19 protein-coding genes are annotated in these 20,607 nt (G+C 44.4%); 3 read left to right on the top strand and 16 right to left on the bottom strand.

Annotated features, from left to right (window positions below):
• Nucleotides 1–53: 53 nt before the first annotated feature.
• Nucleotides 54–713 carry an HAD family hydrolase gene (locus FRZ06_01945; GenBank protein ID QOX62199.1) on the top strand — a complete coding sequence of 220 codons (660 nt, stop codon included), beginning with the start codon at nucleotides 54–56 and terminating at the stop codon, nucleotides 711–713.
• A 104-nt stretch (nucleotides 714–817) separates the two neighbouring features.
• Here the strand turns inward: FRZ06_01945 and FRZ06_01940 are convergent, their stop codons facing one another.
• The 9 genes from FRZ06_01940 to FRZ06_01900 form a co-directional block, all read right to left on the bottom strand.
• Nucleotides 818–1,669 (bottom strand): FMN-binding protein, encoded by an 852-nt coding sequence (locus FRZ06_01940; protein QOX62198.1) that lies wholly within the window; start codon nucleotides 1,667–1,669, stop codon nucleotides 818–820.
• 153 nt (nucleotides 1,670–1,822) lie between these two features.
• Entirely contained in the window at nucleotides 1,823–2,833 is a 1,011-nt protein-coding gene (locus tag FRZ06_01935; GenBank protein ID QOX65801.1) for an FAD:protein FMN transferase, read from the bottom strand.
• A 157-nt stretch (nucleotides 2,834–2,990) separates the two neighbouring features.
• A complete protein-coding gene (locus tag FRZ06_01930; protein QOX62197.1) occupies nucleotides 2,991–4,025 on the bottom strand; it encodes a hypothetical protein in 1,035 nt (344 codons plus the stop codon).
• A gap of 104 nt (nucleotides 4,026–4,129) precedes the next feature.
• Nucleotides 4,130–4,669, bottom strand: a complete 540-nt coding sequence (locus tag FRZ06_01925) for a Gx transporter family protein (protein QOX62196.1) — start codon at nucleotides 4,667–4,669, stop codon at nucleotides 4,130–4,132.
• Between the two features lie 18 nt (nucleotides 4,670–4,687).
• The gene (locus tag FRZ06_01920) at nucleotides 4,688–5,089 is read right to left on the bottom strand and encodes a NusG domain II-containing protein (protein ID QOX62195.1); all 402 of its coding nucleotides are present in this window, start codon (nucleotides 5,087–5,089) and stop codon (nucleotides 4,688–4,690) included.
• An 11-nt stretch (nucleotides 5,090–5,100) separates the two neighbouring features.
• Complete coding sequence (locus tag FRZ06_01915) at nucleotides 5,101–6,006, bottom strand: prenyltransferase (protein ID QOX62194.1); 906 nt, start codon at nucleotides 6,004–6,006, stop codon at nucleotides 5,101–5,103.
• Between the two features lie 17 nt (nucleotides 6,007–6,023).
• On the bottom strand, nucleotides 6,024–6,995 hold the full coding sequence (locus FRZ06_01910) for a polyprenyl synthetase family protein (GenBank protein QOX62193.1): 972 nt from the start codon (nucleotides 6,993–6,995) through the stop codon (nucleotides 6,024–6,026).
• 10 nt (nucleotides 6,996–7,005) lie between these two features.
• Nucleotides 7,006–9,117, bottom strand: a complete 2,112-nt coding sequence (locus tag FRZ06_01905; protein ID QOX62192.1) for an NAD(P)/FAD-dependent oxidoreductase — start codon at nucleotides 9,115–9,117, stop codon at nucleotides 7,006–7,008.
• A 275-nt stretch (nucleotides 9,118–9,392) separates the two neighbouring features.
• Entirely contained in the window at nucleotides 9,393–9,872 is a 480-nt protein-coding gene (locus FRZ06_01900) for a rubrerythrin (GenBank protein QOX62191.1), read from the bottom strand.
• Nucleotides 9,873–10,325: 453 nt separating this feature from the next.
• Between FRZ06_01900 and FRZ06_01895 the strand changes: the two genes are divergently transcribed.
• Nucleotides 10,326–11,903: an FAD-dependent oxidoreductase gene (locus FRZ06_01895; protein QOX62190.1), complete on the top strand. Its 1,578-nt coding sequence runs from the start codon at nucleotides 10,326–10,328 to the stop codon at nucleotides 11,901–11,903.
• A 154-nt stretch (nucleotides 11,904–12,057) separates the two neighbouring features.
• Here the strand turns inward: FRZ06_01895 and FRZ06_01890 are convergent, their stop codons facing one another.
• The 6 genes from FRZ06_01890 to FRZ06_01865 all read right to left on the bottom strand — a co-directional run bounded on the left by FRZ06_01890 (nucleotide 12,058) and on the right by FRZ06_01865 (nucleotide 19,065).
• Nucleotides 12,058–12,468, bottom strand: coding sequence for a hypothetical protein (locus FRZ06_01890; GenBank protein QOX62189.1), 411 nt, complete (start codon nucleotides 12,466–12,468; stop codon nucleotides 12,058–12,060).
• Nucleotides 12,469–12,599: 131 nt separating this feature from the next.
• Nucleotides 12,600–13,436 (bottom strand): DUF368 domain-containing protein, encoded by an 837-nt coding sequence (locus tag FRZ06_01885; GenBank protein QOX62188.1) that lies wholly within the window; start codon nucleotides 13,434–13,436, stop codon nucleotides 12,600–12,602.
• Between the two features lie 201 nt (nucleotides 13,437–13,637).
• Nucleotides 13,638–14,336: a pyruvate formate lyase-activating protein gene (gene pflA, locus FRZ06_01880; GenBank protein QOX62187.1), complete on the bottom strand. Its 699-nt coding sequence runs from the start codon at nucleotides 14,334–14,336 to the stop codon at nucleotides 13,638–13,640.
• A complete protein-coding gene (gene pflB, locus FRZ06_01875) occupies nucleotides 14,336–16,567 on the bottom strand; it encodes a formate C-acetyltransferase (GenBank protein QOX62186.1) in 2,232 nt (743 codons plus the stop codon). Before pflB ends, pflA begins: the two co-directional genes overlap by 1 nt.
• Nucleotides 16,568–16,856: 289 nt before the next feature.
• Nucleotides 16,857–17,390 (bottom strand): flavodoxin, encoded by a 534-nt coding sequence (locus FRZ06_01870; GenBank protein ID QOX62185.1) that lies wholly within the window; start codon nucleotides 17,388–17,390, stop codon nucleotides 16,857–16,859.
• Between the two features lie 403 nt (nucleotides 17,391–17,793).
• A complete protein-coding gene (locus tag FRZ06_01865; protein QOX62184.1) occupies nucleotides 17,794–19,065 on the bottom strand; it encodes a GerMN domain-containing protein in 1,272 nt (423 codons plus the stop codon).
• Nucleotides 19,066–19,254: 189 nt separating this feature from the next.
• Here FRZ06_01865 and FRZ06_01860 point away from each other — a divergent pair, with 189 nt between their 5' ends.
• Entirely contained in the window at nucleotides 19,255–19,434 is a 180-nt protein-coding gene (locus tag FRZ06_01860; protein QOX62183.1) for a hypothetical protein, read from the top strand.
• A 98-nt stretch (nucleotides 19,435–19,532) separates the two neighbouring features.
• Here the strand turns inward: FRZ06_01860 and FRZ06_01855 are convergent, their stop codons facing one another.
• Nucleotides 19,533–20,450, bottom strand: a complete 918-nt coding sequence (locus FRZ06_01855; GenBank protein ID QOX62182.1) for a superoxide dismutase family protein — start codon at nucleotides 20,448–20,450, stop codon at nucleotides 19,533–19,535.
• Nucleotides 20,451–20,607: the final 157 nt, after the last annotated feature.

The following is a 20,607-nucleotide window of genomic DNA, read 5'->3' as shown; positions in this document are numbered from 1 at the left end:
GCAACCATGGCTTTACTTCTGGCTGTGAATCACAGATAGCATGGAGGTACTCAATGTATAAAGCCTGCATATTTGATTTGGATGGAACACTGCTGAATACACTCCATACCATTGCTCACTATAGCAACAAGGCACTGGAGCATTTCGGCTTCGAGAAGCTGCCTTTGGAGAAGTACCAGGTACTATGCAGACTATCTTATAAAGAATATTACCAAACATTGCTGAAATTCGGCGGTTGTCCCGAAGATCGGACAGAAGAGCTCTTCGATCAGGTCGGAAGATTTGATCATCAGGCGTACCTGAAAGACGCGTTATATCTGACCAAGCCCTACGAAGGGATCAAAGAAATCCTCGAAAAACTGGCAGAAAAGGATATTATCTTGGCGGTGCTGACGAACAAGCCGGATCACGTTGCACAAGAAGTCATTGCCGCTACATTCCCGGACACCTTCGATTTATGTGTAGGCCAACTTCCGGACAAACCAGCAAAGCCGGATCCCAATGCTCTGCTTCGGGTCGTGGATTTGCTCGGACTGCAAAAGGACGAATGCATTTATGTGGGTGATACGGATGTGGATATCAAAACAGCAAACGGCGCCGGTGTTTTTTGCATCGCAGCAGCCTGGGGTTATCAGCCGATCGAAATGCTTGAGAAAAACGAACCCGATGTGATCATTCATAGACCGGAAGAAGTTCTCACCTACTATCGGTAAGCAACAAAGCCGCATTTCTTTACGAAGTGCGGCTTTTATTCTTCTTCCAGGTTCTATCATTACCCTCTGCTTATTGGGTTGCAGGATTCATTTCGATCCTCCAATTATTCCGTTTCGTCAAGCTTGATCACTGCAGTCTGGGTATCTCCCACTTCTGCCATATCATCCAAAGCATATTCCACCAACGCGGTGAAGTTATTGGAAGACTGAGTCGCTCCAGAGATTGCATCTACTTTTGAGATGATCTGCTTATCGATGAGCTGCTGTTCAAGCTCACTGGAATACTTTTCTGGATATGTTCCGCTTTTTGCTTCCATATTCTTTTTGTATTCCTCATCCTTCGTTTTCAGATCTCCCGCTTCATTTTCATAATCGAACGTAACACCAGCGATATCACCGTCGGTAATTTGTACTTCTACGAAAGGTTTCCACCCATAATCATCATAGGCGTCCCCTTCTACTCTGTACTTTCCGTCTTCATAGAGGGCAACCTTTGCTTCTGTCGTTGACCCATCCATGGCATTTTCAAGGGCTGCACCAACCAACTCATTAAAGTTTCTGGAGGAATGTGTTGCTCCGGAGACCGCATCGACTTTTTCGATGTCCTGTGTATCAACCAGTCTCACACCCAGCTCATCAAAAGCTTCTCTCGGAGTCATACCGTTGTTTGCGGCACTGAATCCTTCAATATATCCCTTATTTTCCGTTCTCTTTTCCCCAGCATCGTTGGTATAATCATAATATGCTTTCGTTATTTTTCCGTCTTTCACCGTTACATCTACGTAAGCAACCCAATTTCTAACATCGGGTCTATCGTATTCCGCATGATAGCTTCCATCTTTAAAATCCGCTGCCGGAGGAGTCTCTTCGCCAGGCTTGTTGTCTTTGTTCCCGCAGGCCGTCATGGGCAGAACGCTCAGTAAACAAATCAATCCAAATAACAGTAACTTTTTCATTATTATCACTCCTTATTTTGAAACTAAAAAAATATGAATAACCGTTATGCTACGATTCTCAATGACATTGAGAACAGTATTAGTATCTGTACGAACTGATACGGCTATTCATAGATCTGAATGATATCATGAAAATAGTTGTATTAAATCATATTACAAATCGATCGGGAAGCCGGAACTGTATTTCAAACTTCCGTCAGGAAAGACCCATAACGCCTCCGTATCAGGAAGATTTTCAATCAACGCGAGACCTTCCTCATAAGGCATATTGAAAATTTTCGCCAGCGCATCTGCCATCCCTGAGTCTTTGCAAAGAATGGTAACCGACACATAGTAATTAGCAGGGAACAGCGTGTCAGGATCAATGATATGATGATATTTCTGGCCATCCACCACATAAAATCGCTCATACGTACCGCTTGTTACGAGAGAAGCATCCGTCAGCGTTACATCACAGACATTATCTCCTGCTTCATCTATGGGATTTTGCACCCCTACTTTCCAAGGTGTCCCGTCGCCTCTCGTACCTATGGCTCTCACATTTCCTCCAACACTGATGAGGGCAGATGTAATTCCATTTTCTTCGGCTATTTGAGCCACCCGCTCTGTTGCATAGCCTTTTGCTATTCCGCCTACATCCAAGCTCATCTCCGGGTCTTCCAGAAACACAGTAGAGTTCTCTTCATCAATTATTACCTTATTGATATCAATATGCTCCGCCGCAGCCGCAAGTTGCTCCAGAGAAGGAAGTTTGGCATTCTCAGGGTTATCGATCCCTGCCTCACGATAATCGTGCCATATTTTCAAAACCGAACCCATCGCCACATTGAGCTGTCCGTTTGTCGTCCCGTAAGCTTCTTTTGCAAAAATCAGAAGGTCAATAATTCTCCGATCTACTTTAACAGGAGCGATACCAGCCTGCTCGTTAATGGTCTTGATGTTATTTACACCCTCATAATCAGTATAGATATCATACAATCGATGATATTCCTCCAAACTGTCATGAATCAGCTGCGCCTGCTCCGAGAATTTTTCCTTGCTCTCAGCATACCCCACGATTCTGGTTACGGTATCAAAAAGCGACAAGAATTCTGCCTCATATCTTTTGTTTTCCGGCTGCGCAGCGCAGGAAGCTCCATTCAGAGCCACAATCAATGCCATCATGACGACGGTTAATTTCTTAATCAAAGCTTTCCTCCAATATCACTGAAAGGGATAGCGTTCGGCGTAGTAAAAGGCCGTAGTCTATCCCTCAGCAAATTCATTCATTTTACAGAGGCTGCAACCAATAGATCTTTGCCTCTGTTTATCCTATGTAGGATTATTCAGCGTCGCTAAACGCCTTTTCAAGGATTGTGAAGAAGTCAGTAACGTGAACTGTTACAGAAGTCTTCAGATCATCGCCGCTCGGAACACCTTCCGTTACCGCAATGCCCTTCACTTCGTCGATATTCTTCCCAACAACATACTTAGCGAAAGCGTCAGCCTGCTCATTCCACTCTTTGCCGATAGAGGAAGCTTTTCTCATTCCATATCCGTCGCCCAGTTCATTTTTTGTCTGAAGCGCAGCTTTCAGGTCAGAAGTTACTTTGCCTTCCTTGTTGAAGTTGATGTTCGTTACAGAAGCATCAATGATGCTGCTTGTGATTACGCCTTCTGCATTAAAGGTTGTAGCTGTGTAGTAGGTGTAAGCCTGAGCCACGCCGTCTTCATCAGCTGCGTCCTTGGATTTCGCAATGTTTGTAACGATTCCCAGTCCAAGGGTATCATCAGCATTAGCTCCGATGGGCTGCGCATTGCCAACAGCCTTTTCGATCGCTGCGATGAAGTCAGTAACATGTACTGTTACGGAAGAAGTTAAATCGCTTCCGGTTGGAACGCCTTCTTCATTTACTGCGATTCCCTTTACTTCATCAACAGTCTTGCCTACTACATAAGCGGCAAAAGCGTCAGCCTGTTCGTTCCATTCTTTTCCGATACTGGAGGCTTTCGCCATTCCGTAGTCAGCTCCCATTTCTTTCTTTGCTACGAAAACAGTATCAAGTGGCGTTACAATTTTACCATCTTTACCGAACTCAATCTTTGTCTGAGCCTGATCGATGGAGCACTTTACAATTGTGCCTGCATCGTCAACAGTAACTGCTACCGCAAGAGAGTCAGCCTGACCAACTCCGTTTTTCTCACCAGCATCAGCGGATTTCGCGATAGATGTGATGACCGCAAGACCAGTCTTTACTGCAGCTGCTGCAGGAGTGTCATCAACCGGCGGTGCTTCTTCCTTTGCTCCGCCGCCGCAGGCAGCCAATGCGAGCATTACCATGGCCAATACCATTAATAGTGCTAATTTCTTTCTCATAATTTCTCCTCCAAATTTTTTATTATGAAGACTACTGAACAGAAATTTCAGCAATCTTTTATTAAGCCAGCAATACCAGCAGAAAACATAACAAAGAGCTTATGTCATCCGATCCGGTTAAAAGCCGGCATAATAAACCGTAACAGTGTTGAGGTTACAATTCCTGCGAGCAAACCTGATACGAGCAGGACAGGAAAATATGCCCATAGATTCATACCCGTATAGATAATAGTTATAACAGCAAATTGACCTACATTGTGAAAAACCGCTCCAAAAATGCTGAGTATCAGGTAAGAAATTTTTTCCCGAAAAAGGAAAATTAAAAGAACCATGACCGTTATGGATAAAATCCCCCCGGCCAAACTCAGCGCAGCGGCAATTGCGCCTCTGGTAACAAACACAAAGCCAGACTTCAGAACCGCTATGGTGTATGCCTCTTTTCTTCCAAGGAAGAATAAAGCATACATGACAGCAATATTCGAGAGACCAAATTTCACCCCCGGTACCGCAATGGGCAGCGCAGGCAGCGCATTCTCGATGACTGCAAGAACGAGAGCTGTAGCGAAAACCATCGCAGTCAACACCATCAACTGGGTTTTATTCTTACTCTTCAAAATCGTATTCCCGCTATACTTAACGTTCATTCAATCCTCTCTACAGCACTATCTGCCTACAACAATATCCGCGTCGTCTTCGCCATGCTCTCCCTCAGGCACGATTTTCGCAACAAATCCATTGGGCAAGCAAGCTGCGAACTGACCGGAGGTTCTAATTCTTCCGGCATGGACACAGACCTGATCAGGACAATCGGAAGCCTCAAAGGCAATCGAACCGTCCTTATATACATGAAAGACCACATGCTCATTCTGGGGCATTGAAAAGCTGCGTTCCTCGTTCTCCTGCAGATCTACAGTCATCACCAGATCTGAATAGTAATAAATTTCAGCTTTCACCTGCTTTTCTGCAGCGAAATGCTGATAGGCCCACCAAGAGATTATACTGATCACGAGTATGATCAGTATGATGATGGCATCTGTTTTCTTTACAAATGTCATATTACCCATTATTCACGTCCTTAACCCAATATCCCTCCAATAAATACCAAAAGAGAGATTGTGCCCATGATGATCACATAATTTTTTATGGATACAATGAAGGTTTTTGACTTCTCCTGCACCTTAAAAAACTCATTAATATTCTTCTGAACCGGGATGACGGTGATCAGAAACAATAGACTGATCAATGGAAGCATTCTCGCCGCAGTCATAACAATCACCACCAGATAGGTACAGTAATAGATTGCGGCAAACAAACGGAGCGATGTCTTCTTTCCCAAATAGTAGGGAAGCGTATATCGCTTCACAAGGATATCCTTTTCCACATCGCAGATATTGTTTGCAAGCATAATGTTCGCAGTCGTACATACCGGCAAAGCGGACAACATTATAACAGTTATCAGCGGCAGAAGCTGCAGCTCAACCATTACCGATTGCAGGTTCCATTGAAAAGTCAGATAGGTTCCCTCCGGCATATTGACATATAGCAAAATAAACGGAATGAAAAAACCATAGAAAATTCCCGATAGAATTTCCCCCCAAGGCTGCCTCGAGATAGGAACAGGCCCAAAGGTATATAATACTCCGCAAAGAAAGCACAAGCCGCCGAGCAATAAGACAACGATATCCGTCAGCACGACAAGCCAGAGTCCAAGCAGGGCACTGACCCCTAATAAAATCAGTATGATACTCAGCGCGGCTCCTCGTTTAAACTGAAGGGGCTGACCATTTGTTTTGGTATCAATATAATTATTGATCGCCGTAGTTGTAAGATCGAACAGAAACATGGCACCAAAAAAAACGCATGTTAATTTCCATTGAATCGGCTGATTGCTATAAAACAAAAAGGCGAGGGTCAGCAGAAAGGCGAAGGTGCTCGTGATCTTTGTTCTTATTTCAACATAATTCAAAAATCGCTCTATCACTGATTCTTCTCCATTTTTCAGATCAGTCGAAATGACTTATCGAGCAACAGCTTCAAGTGGTGCTGCTTTTCTTCCGGAGCACCCAGTTCTTCCATGAGCAACAGGGATTTGTCGTAATATCGCTTGGCGATGAGTCTGGTATAATTCAGGCCGCCCGTATTCTTCACCGCACTGTTAATCTCATTTCTGGTCAGCTTCGTTTCCTTGGCCTTATCTTTGAGTTCACTCAATTTTTTAAATGCATAAATCAGCGGCAGAGTAATCACATTTTGTTCATAATCGGATTGAACTGGCTTTTGCGCTGTTTTCTCGGTCTCCTCAAAATCCATGCAGTCATCAGTAAGCTGAAAGATCATTCCAATGTATCTTCCAAGCTTAGTATATTTCCTGACAAGGTTCGAGTCTTTCTCTACAAGGGCTGCCCCAGCAAAAAAAGAAGCTTCGAAGAGTGCCGCAGTTTTACCGGATATAATTCTTAAGTACTGGTGAACGGACAAATCTATGTTTCCGTTATTAATATGTTGATTCAATTCTCCTAAACAGATGCGTCCCATATAGTCAGGCATCTGCAGGTTCATTCGTTCTTCTATATCAGACTGTTCTGTTGCAGAAGCCGTTAACTTCATGGCCATGCAAACCAGATAATCCCCGCAGATTACTGCCGTTTTCTGTCCGAATTTTTTCTGTAGTGTGACTTGACCCCTTCTCAGATCCGCATTATCAATGACATCGTCATGAACCAGCGTAGCCAGATGTAATATTTCGATTGCTGCAGCCAGTTTCACCGCTTTCATTGAGACAAACCCCTCACGGTCCAGCGCACAAGCAGCAACTGCTGCGGCACGGATGAACTTCCCTACAGAAAGCGCAAGGTGCTTTGTATAGCTGCGAATAACCAAAGGTGAGGAAGACAGCAAGCTGTCAACCTCACTTTTAATCTGCTCTATAGCTTCCTCATATGTCAGCTTTTTATCTAAAGTCGATTCCATTTCTTATTCCTTAATCATGATAGAGATAAGATTTTTTTACAACCGGTATTTTCTTCCATCCGTCTTTCAGTGCTGGCATCGCATAATAATCCAGTCCGAAGGTTCTTCCTGCTCCAATGAGCACCGCAATGCCGGCGAAAATCATCCAGAATGTACCAAGGTACAATCCTGTAGTTGTAACGAACATAAACTGCAGGATCAGTGAAAATCCTGCTGCCGGAGCAGTGAACAGTCCGCCGATGAGAGCAAGACCGATCAAAATTTCAGCGATTACGATGAATGCCTGCATTCCAATTTGAACACCATCATTCGGAATGATAAACTGCTGAATCATCCAGTTGACAGCTGGTACATCGATCTTAAAGGCTAAATCCTGCAGCGTGGAGTGGGCAAGTTCCTTGCCGCTTACGAAAAACGCCTGGAACAGACCGAGGAAATCAAAGTTGAAGATTACAGTACCCGCTGAAGTGGCAGCATTTCCTGTCTGAGCAGCGCCTTCTTCCGCACCTGTTCCCGTGGCCGCCGATACGGCATCTGCCATCTTTGTTGCCGCATGGGCTACCGAACCGGTTGCTTCGAAAATTGCATTCACAACAGAAGATACCAAATGACCTGCGCCTTCTGCTGCAGCAGTGGTTGCTCCGCTTGTTCCATCGGTAGTTCCGCCGCCGCCTCCGCCGCCGTTGATGATGGTATCATACCATGCCTGCGCGCCTCCGAAGAAACCTTTCAGCTTTGGCGTTGTCATCCAGCCTTCCATGACCTTCATGATTCCCTCATAAAGCCATACCGCTCCCAGCCAAACTCTCATCGGAACAAGAAGGAAACTTGGGGTTCTGTTGGAGAAGTGTCCGCCAACAAAGCTTCTGCAGTTTCTGATGGTAAAGAATTCATGCCTCATATAGCTGAACACCTTATTCCAGCCAAGTACCTGAATAAAATATATAATGTTAATAAAGTGCTTAGAAAACATTGCGAGCCATGAGGGTAGATTGAACATCATGTTCGGGAGGCCAACTCTTGCCACGCCATATCTTCCTCCGATACAAACCATAAATCCATGGAAGGACGGCTTGTATTGTTCCATCTCGCCTTTACCTGTAATCGCGCAGGTGATATTATGAGCGGCTGTTGCAGCGCTGTGCTCACAGTTTTCAACAATCTGAGGCACCGGCATCTTTTCTCCCTCAGGAGTATAGAGCATATTGTCGCCCACAACATAAACATTCTCATTATCAAGAGAACGAAGGAAAGGATCAAGGGCAATTCTTCCGCGTCCGCCAGACTGCAGCGACTTAGCAGCATCCGCTGTAATTTCTGCACTTTCAATACCAGCGGCCCAAACAACAGTATAGGTACCTTCACTGGTTACCGTATCGTTATACTTTGTTTCAACGAAGTCTTCACCGACTCTTACAACACCGGTGTTCAGCATAACACGAATTCCCATCTTTTTCATCCGTTTTTCCACTTTTACGGACAACTTTTCTGGCATATTGGGAATTGTACGGGAAAGGATATCTACGTTACAGATTGTAACCTCATCACGGTCAATCTCGAAATTTTTACATAAGATAGGAGCATATTCAGCAAGTTCCCCTACCATTTCGACGCCGGTAAAACCTGCACCCACGACGAAGAAAGTCAGAAGCTTCTTTCGTTCTTTCGGGTCTGTCTCAACAGCAGCTTTTCGGAACATGTTATGGATGTGATCCTTCAGTTTTACGGCATCATTATATGACCATAATTTGTAGGTATGTTCTTCTGCTCCTGGGGTACCAAAGAAAGTCGGCTTTGAACCCGCGCACAAGACCAGATAATCATACTCATAGTTTTCAGCCTGACCTTTAACAACCTTCTGCTCAAAGTCGACAGAAGTCACAGTATCCAGCCTGACATCAACTTTTCTTCCTGCAAACACCTTTTTTAAACTGATTTTGATACTGTCCTCATCCACGCGATTGGCAGCTACCTCATGAAGCTCGGTAAGCATGGTGTGGAAGGGATTTTTATCGATAATCGTTACAGAAACATCGGTGTCTTTTTTGAATTTTTTTGCAAGCTTCTTGGCAGTCAGTATTCCGGAGTATCCAGCTCCAACTATCACGATTTTCTTTCCCATGTTTTTCTCCTCATAATTTATTGGTACAAATTTCACGTTTTACATCTGTTAAAGGGGTAACCAACAACTACCTTCCGTCAGATGCTATGTATCATGAAAAGGCTTCAGCAATGCCGATATTTCAACGTTTGAGACTATGATCTTCTGTTGAATAAAGTCATGTGAAGCAAATAAAAGTCGCGGAATAGCACGACTCCGCGATATTAATATACCCTAAAAGATTTTGTTTAAACAATCACAAACTTTTAAATCGTACGAAATTATTATACACAAATTTAGTACTCTTTGCGAATACCAAATTCTGCCGACTCCACCCATTCCTTGGGACGGCTTACCAGTTCAACAAGCTGCTCCATCACCTTATAATGATCCTTTTCCTGTTCAATGATGAATTCGATAATCTCCCGGTCTTTCTCATTGCTGGTTTCCTGAAGCATTTCGGTATAAAGTGCAATGCTTTTTCTTTCATTTTCCAGCGCAGCAGTATAAGCATCCATTGCATCCGGCGTCACCTTAATCAAATCCTTATATGCACCGATTTCCATAAACAGATTCTTTATTTCTGCATATGTATCAACTAATTCATAAGGCAGGGTTTCCGCTTTGTTTTTAAGGATTCTCGCATGGATACTCTCTTCCTCGGCAAGGGTATGAAAAATTGATTTTAAGCCTCGGTCAGTTGTATTCTCAGCCTGCTCGAGATAGAATCTTTTACCGTCCATCTCCAGGTTAATTGCAAGTTCTATACTGTTCATGAGTTCTCACCTTTCACAATTTTCGAATTTTTCAGTCTATTCAATCTCATTATAACAGAATGTTTGCTTAATACAAGAAATTTTACAGAAAAAAGCAGCTTCATCAGCAGAGCCTCCGAAACCGCTTTTTTCTGTACTGTTGTATATGATATTTAATGTGTGAGGGCTGTGGTATACTGCCGCAGGCCTGGCAGGTTCTGTGCTGCGGCTGATTCAATCTTCTTTAATGGTTATTTTTTCACGTTACGGCATTTTTATTCCTGTTATTTTTCGGAATCAGTCTATTTATTTCTCGAGATCAGTCCAGATTATTTTTTTTGGGGGGGGAATTAAATTGATTTCATCAAAACACAAAAGATCGAAGTATAGGGCCTGATTTTCTTGGAAAAATAAGCGAAGCAACCAAACGTATAACTATGTCCCAAAAACAGCAGTACCGCAAAAGGAGGTCTTATGAAATTGGATCAACATAAGTATTTAAAATTACCGCCCGAATCTTATTGGATCACATCAACCAGGGAAATAGCAGCTGAGTATCCTGCCTTAAAGGAAGATATAAAAACGGATGTTGTCATTGTGGGCGGAGGAATTGCGGGAATCACCTGTGCTTATCTGCTGAAAAAGGAAGGACTTTCCGTTATTCTTCTCGAAGCTGGCATGCTTGCAGGAGGAACAACCGGACATACGACAGCAAAAATCACTTCTCAGCATCATTTGCTCTATCATAAATTGATCAAACAGCTTGGGACAGAACTGGCGCAGCAATACGCAAACGCAAACGAAACGGCTCTTCGAGAAATGAAAGCGCTGATTGACGAACTTGGCATTTCCTGTGATTATATTCCTCAGCCTGCAATCATCTACACAGAGAAGGACGAGAAGATTTCGATGCTGCAGGACGAAATGAAAGCCGCAGAAAAACTGGGGCTCCCTGCTTTTTATCAGGACTCAATTCCTTTTCCTTTCACAGTGAAAGGTGCTCTTCGGTTCGACCAGCAGGCTCAGTTTCATCCGTTAAAATATTCCCTTAATCTGGCAAAGGCTTTCGTCAGAGGCGGAGGAAAAATCTTCGAAAAAACTCGAGCGGTTGAAATTGAGAAGGATAGCGCCTACACCCTTATCACAGAAAATGGCTGCCGAGTCGATACGGATCAATTGATTATTGCAACACATTATCCCTTCTATAATAAGCATGGGATGTATTTCACAAGAATCTATCAGGAAAGATCTTATGTCACTGCAATCAAAGCTACAGAGCAATTTCCAGGAGGCATGTACATCAACGCAGAAGACCCTGTTCGCTCCCTCAGAAGCCTGAAAACAGATTCAGAAGAATTAATCCTCATCGGAGGAGCGCGCCATAAAGCAGGACAATGCGATGACACAATGAAAAAATATGAGGAGCTGCTGGATTTCGCAACACCCTATTATTCTATTTCGAATGTACCATTTCACTGGTCTGCACAGGATTGCATGACCATGAGCGGCCTTCCCTTTGTAGGCAACTATGCGGAGGATACCCCCAATCTATACATCACAACAGGATTCGGCAAATGGGGTATGACAAACAGCATGGCATCTGCTATGCTGTTGAGGGATTTAATAATCAAAGGAGACAGCCCCTGGAAAGAAGTTTACGATCCCTCCAGAAAAACCAATGTGCAGACGGCAGTCCATTATATGGCTGAAAACCTCAATACTGCGGAGAAGCTCATCGGCGGCAAGTTATCATCACCTCCGAATGAAGAAGAGATTGATATCGCACCAGGAGAGGGAAAGGTTGTCACCCTTTACGGCAAGAGAGCCGGCGCCTACCGGGACGATGCGGGGATTTTGTATATCGTCAACACGACCTGCACCCATATGGGCTGTGAACTGAATTGGAACTCTGCGGAAAAAACCTGGGACTGCCCTTGTCATGGATCAAGATTCTCCTTTGAAGGGAAGATCATTGAAGGTCCGGCGGTTGAACCTCTTACAATGGAACACGATGTCCATACCATCGGAAAGCTTTTGACAGAAGACTTTTAATAAAATAGGATTTAAAGGATTTTGAAAGAAAACAATGAGTGAGTAAAAACACTAAAAAAGAAAGGGTAGACAGATCCAGTCGGGATATTGATCTACCCTTTTTTATATTTTGATAATTTGTCAGTCTGCACCGGAGCTTGTACTTGGCTGTCCGCTACAGTAAACCCGGTGATCTCTGATAGGCAACGTCCAGAAGCTTGGTTTTATTGATAATCGCTCTTTCATATTTGCCAGAGCAGACGGAGCCTTTTGAATCGCTTGCTTCAAATCGGAGCAGAACCGAATGGTGATCCACATTTTCAACCGCAAGATGTAACGTGATTACTTCCCCAACCAGAGAGGGATGCTCGTGATTTAATTCTATTTTTTTGCCTACGGTGATAAAATCAGAGGGCAAACGCCGATCAAGCATTTCTGTAGATGCATCAATCATCATTAACAGGATGGAAGGCGTGGAAACCAGGTAGTCTAAGGTGCCTGCATTGCTTGAAGCATAGGCATCCTTCGTTGTAGTTACCTTTGAATAAGTATAGGTAAGACCTTTCTCAATCTGATGTTTTATCATTTTACATCTCCTTCTTCATTGATTTATCTTTTTTATTAAAGGCTGCAGAGCAGTCCATATAATCCTTTGCAGAAAATCTGTTTCGCGTTGCCGAAATGCTATAGATTCCTATAAGTTGTCCGTTTGGACTTTTATTTATTTGTTTTCTCCGACTTTTTTTTAGGCTGTCCAAGGAAAAGAATCACAGCAAGCCCTGCTGAGAAAGTTAAGATACAAGGCAGGATTTCATTTGACGCAGGAAAGCCCGGATAAACCTGTGCCAGCGATCCAAGCATAAAGCCGATGATCAGCATGTACGTAAATTGGGGATGTCGTTTCATTTCCCGTTCCAAAAGTCCTGCTGTAAAAAAAGTTCCTCCTAGAATCCCGATGGCCAGAGGGATCAGGTATAACAGGTCCAGTTCCTTGATGGCAATCAGCGTGAGGTCATACATCCCGAGCATCAGCAAAATGTAGGATGCGCTGATGCCTGGCAGGATTAAAGCAACAGCTATAATGACTCCCGCAACCATCAGCATGGAAAAATTATATAGATCAAAATTAGTTGACAACTGGAAGATACCTTCCGGCAGATACATGGTACTAATTCCCAAAGCTGCACCAATCGTTGCAACCAGAATATTAACAGATTTGATTCTCGATACCTTGACCTTACGGTACAAAGGAGGAATGCCCCCCAGGATTGCACCCAAAAATAAGAACAGCATAGGCTTATGCCAAAGGGTAACTGCGGTGAGTAAAGGTCCAGAGAAGATTAAGATACCTAAAATCCCGGCAATTCCGTAAGTTCCCAGCAGAATCAAATTATCCTTCAAGTCTTTTCTGAAGCAGCTGACCGCATGAATCAGTTCATCATAAATCCCAAGGATAATGGCCATGGTTCCTCCGCTTGCACCAGGCACTAGCATGGATGCTCCTATCACAAACCCCTTAATTACCCTGATTGCCCCACTTTGAATCTTTCCCATTTTTTCCCCTTTTTAAATCCCTTGCCCCTATATCTCATTCATTCGTGATCTTGTATGATTCAATTTATAGACAATTGAAACTGAAATATTTTATCCATTATATAACATCCGGTGAGGGGAAACAACCAAACAACCTGACTTTTTCCGATGCTTTGAAAAAGACAATTTTTTGAGCGACTATCTTTAGCGGCCCATTATAGTTCAAACCATTGCTCCTAGTTCCTGTATCACTCGATCAGGGCATTCTGGGCAGCCGGATAAGGGAAATGGCAGGCCCATTTCCTCATACTTTCCAAGGCACAATTTGCGAAAAGGAAGTAATTCCAACCCCTCATAATTGGAGAAGCTTTCTCCGCGCTTACGGATACGCCGGACACTACTGATACTGTCTGTCAATCCGGGCACAACAACATGGCGAATCCGCAGCGGAATCTTTTTTTCCTCGGTCAGCTTTAAAAATCGCAGCACCTGATCCATTGATCCTCCGCAATAGCGCTGATATTCATTATTGCCTGCAAATTTCAGGTCACACATCACAAGATCCGTGTATTTCAAAACTTCGCGGGCTCCGGCAAGGCTTCCGATTCCCGAGGTATCGAGAACTGTATGGATCCCTTTCTCTTTCAGCTGCCGAAACAGCTCCGCAACAAATTCCCACTGCAAGAGCGGCTCTCCGCCAGAAATTGTAATGCCTCCCTGGGTACCGAAGTACGACCGGTATCGCAGTACTTTCTCTGCGATTTCTTCCGTTTCCCATTCCTCTCCTGCTGACGGATCCCATGTTTCCGGATTATGACAATACACACAGCGCAGCGGGCAGCCCTGCACGAACACCACAAACCGTATTCCAGGACCGTCTGCCGCCCCCATGCTCTGAAAGGAGTTGATTCTGCCTTTCATCACATTGCCTCATGGAAGGTTCTAGCAATGACCTCCCTCTGCTGCAGCTTGGACAATTTATGGAAGTTAACCGCATACCCTGATACTCTCACCGTTAGGTTTGGATGAAGCTCTGGATTTTCGTAAGCTTCCACTAAAGTCTGTCTGCTCAATACATTGACATTCAGATGATGGGCCTTCTGGTTAAAGTAGCCCCGCATCACGGAAACCAGATTGGCATACCGTTCCTCTTCTCCATGTCCAAGTGCCTCAGGGATGACAGAGAAGGTATTGGACACCCCATCCTTGCAATCGTCATAGGAAATCTTTGCCACAGAATTCAACGAGGCTAATGCTCCGCTTTTTTCTCTTCCATGCATGGGGTTTGCACCCGGAGCAAAGGGTGCTCCTGCTTCCCTTCCGTCAGGAGTCGCTCCTGTTTTCTTGCCATATACAACATTTGAAGTGATGGTCAGTACGGAGAGTGTGTGCTCTGCGTTCCGATACGTCTTATTCTTTTTCAATTCCTCTACGAAGCGTTTCACTTGTTCCTGCGCGATGGTGTCTACGCGGTCATCATCATTTCCGAAGCAGGGATACTCGCCTATGGTTTCAAAATCAACAATGAGTCCGCTGCTATCCCTGACAACCTTTACGCTTGCATATTTCATTGCAGAGAGCGAGTCAGCAAGAACGGACATGCCTGCAATGCCAAAGGCCATAAAGCGATGAACCTCCGTATCGTGCAGCGCCATTTGGGTTTTCTCGTAGGCATATTTATCATGCATATAGTGAATGATGTTCATGGCACTGACGTATGTTTTTGCCAGCCAGCGCCGATAATATTCCATCTTTTCCAGTACCTCTTCATACTTGAGCAGTTCACCCGCATACGGCTCACGGGCTGGTGCTACCTGAACTCCCGTCCGTTCATCACGTCCTCCGTTCAAGCTCATGAGAAGCAGCTTAGGCAGATTGGCCCTCGCTCCGAAAAACTGCATATCCTTACCTACCCTCATAGCGGAAACACAGCAGGCAATGGCATAATCATCACCGAAATCGGGACGCATCACATCATCATTTTCATATTGGAGCGCATCGGTATCACAGGATACTTTTGCAGTATAACGCTGAAAGCTGGGCGGCAGTTTGTCAGACCATAATATAGTAAGATTCGGCTCCGCGGAAGAACCAAGATTATATAGCGTGTGAAGGAGTCTGTAGGAGGTTTTGGTAACAAGCGTTCTGCCGTCTTCCCCCATACCGCCCACCGCTTCGGTGATCCACATGGGATCTCCCGCAAAGAGTTCGTTATAGTCAGGTGTCCTTAGATGCCTTGCCATACGAAGCTTCATCACAAAATCGTCTAAAATCTCCTGAGCCCCCGCCTCGTTCAGCTTCCCTTCCGCCAAATCACGTTCAAAATAAATATCAAGGAAGGTACTGACACGTCCAAGGCTCATGGCAGCACCGTTTTGCTCCTTAATGGAACCAAGATAAGCAAAATAAAGCCATTGCACCGCTTCTTTCGCATCTGCTGCAGGCCTGGAAATATCAAACCCATACATGGCTGCCATTTCTTTCAGCTTCTTCAGGAAGTTTATCTGCTGATACAGTTCCTCCAGCTGACGAATGTTGTCAGCATCCATTTCCCGCTGTCCCAGCAGTTCTTTGTCTTTTTTCTTATTTTTGATTAATCGATCAACACCATAAAGGGATACTCTTCTGTAATCACCGATAATACGTCCTCTTCCATAAGCATCCGGCAGACCAGTAATAATTCCGCTTTTTCTTGCCGCCTTGATTTCATCAGTATATACACGGAATACGCCATCATTATGTGTTGTTCGATATTGGAATTCGTTCTCCACCTTTTCCGAAAGGCGATATCCATAAGCCTCGCATGCTTGTTTCGTCATGTGCACTCCTCCAAAGGGGTTCACACCTCTTTTCAAGGGCCGATCCGTCTGCAGACCGACGATGATTTCTCTGTCCTGATCCAGATAACCCGGCTTATAATTGGTGAGGGAGCTGACTGTTTGAGTGTCGATATCCAGAATTCCTCCAAACTCCTGCTCAAGTTCGAAGAGGCGGTTCAGTTTATTCATCAGCGCATTGGTTCTCTCTGTTGGCCCGCTCAAAAACGCTTCACTGCCTTCATAAGGAGTATAGTTCGTCTGTATAAAGTCTCTGACGTTAATTTCCTCCACCCAGCTTCCGTCTTTAAAACCATTCCATTCTGTAAAAATCATGCTTGCGTCTCCTTCAAAAAAAATGAAAATATTTGACGATACACAGCTCTCTTCTTATTTCATTGTCTTGATGCTACACGCCGCACCTACCAATACAGGCAAGGCCTTAGCGATCGGCAGCTTTCTGCGAATGAAATAAAAAAAGAGCAACATTCGGTATCACCAAATATTGCCCAGACGGTCGGCTCAGCACAGATCTTCATTCCCCTGTGGTAACCCACAATTATCCGTCAGTAATGAAGTCCGTTATTATGTTATGAAATGATTATATAATGGCCACAGGCCAAAGTCAACCCTGCAGCACACTTTCAACGATTGGCAGAATCTGCTTCTCAGCAGTAAAGTCCACCGGAAGCTCATACGCATTCAGCATACCCCTTTCGTCCGGTGTTAATTCTTTTTTCTTCTTCAAGCTGCGCTTTAAAAATTGCATCAAAATTTGATCCACGAAGGTAAGCTTGTTCTTGTCAAAGCCTCCTCTTAAAAGATGAAATTCAATCACGTTCCGCTGATCAGCAGCGATATTTTTATTTCTTACATGCTCAACAATTTCAGGCCTGCAAGGAGACGCACCTACACCAAATACAATGATTTTTTTATCCTTTAACAGCTTAAGATTGTCTGTAATCAGCGAAATACCGTTAATTCCCACCGCATAAAGCCCTCCTCCGTAAACGATGGTATCATATGGCAAAAGGTCTTCTGCCCTTACTTTTTTAGCCTCGAGTAACTCACCGTCAACTGCCTTGGCAATCCATTTTGCGTATTTTTCTGTAAACCCTGATTTAGAACGATAAACGATTGCTGTTTTTTTCAATTCCATCACCTCAGAATTATCATAAGACGATTCTATGAAACATTCAACAATTATCTGTATGCTGCATATATTAAACTAACAGAATGGAGGTTGAAGCTATGTATTGTTTTTTCCCATTAGTGTTAGGCTTTATCGCCGGCAGAAGCTGTGGATGGAATAACTATGGCGGAGGCGGCTGTGGATGTCATCGTGAAAGAAGATGCTGCCCGCCCCCGGATAAGTGCATAAACGTTTATTGCCGCGAAAAAAGGTATTAATACAATAGCAATGGGGGCGTGGGCAGATCACACCTGGGATCGTCGGCTGCGCCCCCTAACATACAGTATAACATTCTTATTCGTTTTATAATAACGAGGCGGAAATGCCTCTCGCCTCGTTGAAAGAAGAGCTTATCCGACCATTGGGAGGATCAGCTCTTTTCTGTAATATGCTCTGTCTCCACGGGAATGGATTCTCCCTCTTTCATTTTGATATGACCCGACTGGAATGGTTCCCCGTCAATGGTGATGATAACCGCATTGCTGCCAAAGTATTGTCCGAAGGTGTTGGCGATACATTTCAAAATGAGCTCTTCATATCCGGCCCCAGCGTTCATCTCCTTCAGAAAGGCTTCGTTCATATCAACATGCACCTTACCCTCTTCATCCAGCTTTAAGGTCTTGATTGCTGCATCTGTTGTCAGAACAGCACCAAAGGTTTCATTCACCGCTTCCTTATACTTGTCTTCTAGATTCTTCGCTGTAACGTCATTGGTTCGGAAGGAAACCTTTTTATTCACAAAGAAAATCTTCCCACTTTGTAACTCAGGATAGTAGAACTTAATCTGTTGCTCTCTGGAAACATTTTGTTCTATGGCTTTTAAGCTGGAACTGACTTCAAGACCACCCGTTTGATAAAGAGTCTTTACAAGACCGATATGTTTGACATAGTAATCAATACTGGTTCCCTCTCCCCCCTCCGTGAGAACCTCAATGGCTTTATAGGTTCCCAAGGGAGTCTTCACATCAGCGGAGACCTTTGTGATAGTCCTTTGCCTGCCATCCTTCAGATTCCAGGCAGTCCCCTCTTTCAAGGGTTCCATCAACAGGACCTCTTCTGAACCATCACTCTGATCCGTCATATCTTCCCTGTAGTAGATTTCTCCCTTAGAAAATGTCCTAACCAGCTTGCCATCCTTTTGTTCGTATACCCTGACCGATACCGTTCCGCCATTGCTGACCATCTGCTGCATCCTGCCAGCTTCAGTGTAATCCGTATAGGTCTCGAAGGAAGCATACTCATTTCCCATTCCCTCATATACATATCGGATATCCTTCTCCATCGGAAAATAATCCGAGATGTTTCTCTCTGCATCCTTCTTTAAAACAAGCTTTACAGCCGTAACCTGAACAGGGTAGCTTTCTTTAATTTCCGGGAGTGCCGTCACTTCTATGAGCTGACCTTCCTCTGGATCGAAATTATATACGGCCTCATCTACCACAACACTTGCTTTGTCAAAACTGCCTGAATTGATGTTTTTCATCAAGATCGATCCTTCTGAGATTGTTTCAATTTCTCCGGAAAAAGAGATTGTCTCCTGCTTTCCGCAGCCCCAAAGGAACAGAGCAAGACCAGCTGCAATCAACATAACAACCCTTACTTTCTTCCCGCACTGCCGTATTCTTTTCTCCATAACTAGCATAATTCTCACCCCCTTGTCTTTTTTTTCCCATCATCGTACAGATTCATTCACATGTTCTGTAGCTTGTGTGAAAAAATACTGGTATCATATAAAGAGTAAGAACAATAAGCAAAAGGAAACAAAACAAAGCAGAAAATAAAAACATGAAATAAGCATACGCAGCAACTAGCTGCTGGAAAGGAAGATGAGATGGAAGACTATTATTGCCCTGATTGCGGAGATAAACTGGAGCGGATCTCAGGATGCGGTACGGTAGGTTATATGTGTGATACCTGCAAGCATCTTGTGTCAAAGTCAAAGATTCTAACGAAACAGGAACTGGAGGCTTTGAAAGAAAGTCCAGACCACAAAGAGAACGGAAGCAATTAAGGAATCACAAAGAAAGGAAGACCCCGCGGGACAAAGTGTACTGCGGGGTTTTCTATAGGGAACCGCCGGTTTTGACGGCAGTAGGCCAGCAGATAAAATTAATAAATTGGCTGGTATGATTCGTAGAATCGGTTGAAGTACCTTGCCTGAGTATGTTCCTGTGCACCGCTGTGATGAGGGTGATATGCGACGGATAATCCTTCCACAGAACTGCCTGGCGGCATGATGCCGGGGATAGCTCCTGTGGAACTGTTAGGCGGCATGATGCCGGGGATAGCTCCTGTAGAACTGTTAGGCGGCATGATGCCGGGGATGGGACTAGGGAATGGTCCCGGCAAGCCCCCAGTGGGTCCGCTGAGTGAGGGTGCTACAGGAGGAGCTCCCGGCGGGCCGATCGGCTGGGGCACCAATGGAACAGCTTCCTGGGGAATGGTTTGCTGCGGCATGGTTTGCTGCGGCATGGTTTCCTGCGGAATACCAACCCGCTCACCTAAAGGAAAACCTTGCATCCCACCCATGTATTCTCTCTGGTCAAAACAGCACGGAAAAAAAGTTCCGCATCCGATATGCTGTCCTGCGTTACCTGTTGGCTGAGTTCTATAATCATCCGGCCACTCATGAATGATCATTGCCCTCCCCAGCACTTGATCCGGGGTGAAGCGGTCTGTGTAAACAATCATATATGCATGACCATAAAAAGACATTAGTACTGGAAGATCTCCGGAATGGTAAGGATGAGGCGCATCCGGGTTGAGTGAAAAATGCCCTCCAACATCATGAAATCCAGTATAACCCTCTCCCATGATACATGGTCCATGCTGATGAATATGAAATCCATAAAATCCCGAAAATGGAATTCCTTCAACATCAACCACCAGCAGGGTACCATCCAGAAAAGGATAGAGATAGACGTCTCCTACAAGTTTATGTATTTCCGAGCTGCCTTCTAAATGGGCACAGACTACCGGCGGCTTAGACATTGTCTCATACATTAGTTTTATGGTCTGATCAAGCATTGGAAATATTACCTCCCAAGTATCCCCTATTGCTATATACTATGCGCTGGTTCCTATGGTTGACACAAGTCAAAAATCGAATTCTGCGGAACATTCACCCACAGAATCCCCGCCGAAGCATCATACTCCGACGGGGAACACAACGCACGAATGCGAG

The sequence above is a fragment of the Clostridiales bacterium genome (genome assembly GCA_015243575.1).
In the GTDB taxonomy this organism is placed as follows: domain Bacteria; phylum Bacillota; class Clostridia; order Peptostreptococcales; family Anaerovoracaceae; genus Anoxybacterium; species Anoxybacterium hadale.
This window is presented reverse-complemented; position numbering and strand designations above follow the sequence as displayed.

What these genes read in the sequence shown, in the direction of transcription:
- FRZ06_01945 (QOX62199.1), top strand. Translation starts at nt 54, where the DNA reads ATGTATAAAGCCTGCATATTTGATTTGGATGGAACACTGCTGAATACA.
- FRZ06_01940 (QOX62198.1), bottom strand. Translation starts at nt 1,669, where the DNA reads ATGAAAAAGTTACTGTTATTTGGATTGATTTGTTTACTGAGCGTTCTG.
- FRZ06_01935 (QOX65801.1), bottom strand. Translation starts at nt 2,833, where the DNA reads ATGATGGCATTGATTGTGGCTCTGAATGGAGCTTCCTGCGCTGCGCAG.
- FRZ06_01930 (QOX62197.1), bottom strand. Translation starts at nt 4,025, where the DNA reads ATGAGAAAGAAATTAGCACTATTAATGGTATTGGCCATGGTAATGCTC.
- FRZ06_01925 (QOX62196.1), bottom strand. Translation starts at nt 4,669, where the DNA reads ATGAACGTTAAGTATAGCGGGAATACGATTTTGAAGAGTAAGAATAAA.
- FRZ06_01920 (QOX62195.1), bottom strand. Translation starts at nt 5,089, where the DNA reads ATGGGTAATATGACATTTGTAAAGAAAACAGATGCCATCATCATACTG.
- FRZ06_01910 (QOX62193.1), bottom strand. Translation starts at nt 6,995, where the DNA reads ATGGAATCGACTTTAGATAAAAAGCTGACATATGAGGAAGCTATAGAG.
- FRZ06_01905 (QOX62192.1), bottom strand. Translation starts at nt 9,117, where the DNA reads ATGGGAAAGAAAATCGTGATAGTTGGAGCTGGATACTCCGGAATACTG.
- FRZ06_01900 (QOX62191.1), bottom strand. Translation starts at nt 9,872, where the DNA reads ATGAACAGTATAGAACTTGCAATTAACCTGGAGATGGACGGTAAAAGA.
- FRZ06_01895 (QOX62190.1), top strand. Translation starts at nt 10,326, where the DNA reads ATGAAATTGGATCAACATAAGTATTTAAAATTACCGCCCGAATCTTAT.
- FRZ06_01890 (QOX62189.1), bottom strand. Translation starts at nt 12,468, where the DNA reads ATGATAAAACATCAGATTGAGAAAGGTCTTACCTATACTTATTCAAAG.
- FRZ06_01885 (QOX62188.1), bottom strand. Translation starts at nt 13,436, where the DNA reads ATGGGAAAGATTCAAAGTGGGGCAATCAGGGTAATTAAGGGGTTTGTG.
- pflA (QOX62187.1), bottom strand. Translation starts at nt 14,336, where the DNA reads ATGAAAGGCAGAATCAACTCCTTTCAGAGCATGGGGGCGGCAGACGGT.
- pflB (QOX62186.1), bottom strand. Translation starts at nt 16,567, where the DNA reads ATGATTTTTACAGAATGGAATGGTTTTAAAGACGGAAGCTGGGTGGAG.
- FRZ06_01870 (QOX62185.1), bottom strand. Translation starts at nt 17,390, where the DNA reads ATGGAATTGAAAAAAACAGCAATCGTTTATCGTTCTAAATCAGGGTTT.
- FRZ06_01865 (QOX62184.1), bottom strand. Translation starts at nt 19,065, where the DNA reads ATGCTAGTTATGGAGAAAAGAATACGGCAGTGCGGGAAGAAAGTAAGG.
- FRZ06_01860 (QOX62183.1), top strand. Translation starts at nt 19,255, where the DNA reads ATGGAAGACTATTATTGCCCTGATTGCGGAGATAAACTGGAGCGGATC.
- FRZ06_01855 (QOX62182.1), bottom strand. Translation starts at nt 20,450, where the DNA reads ATGCTTGATCAGACCATAAAACTAATGTATGAGACAATGTCTAAGCCG.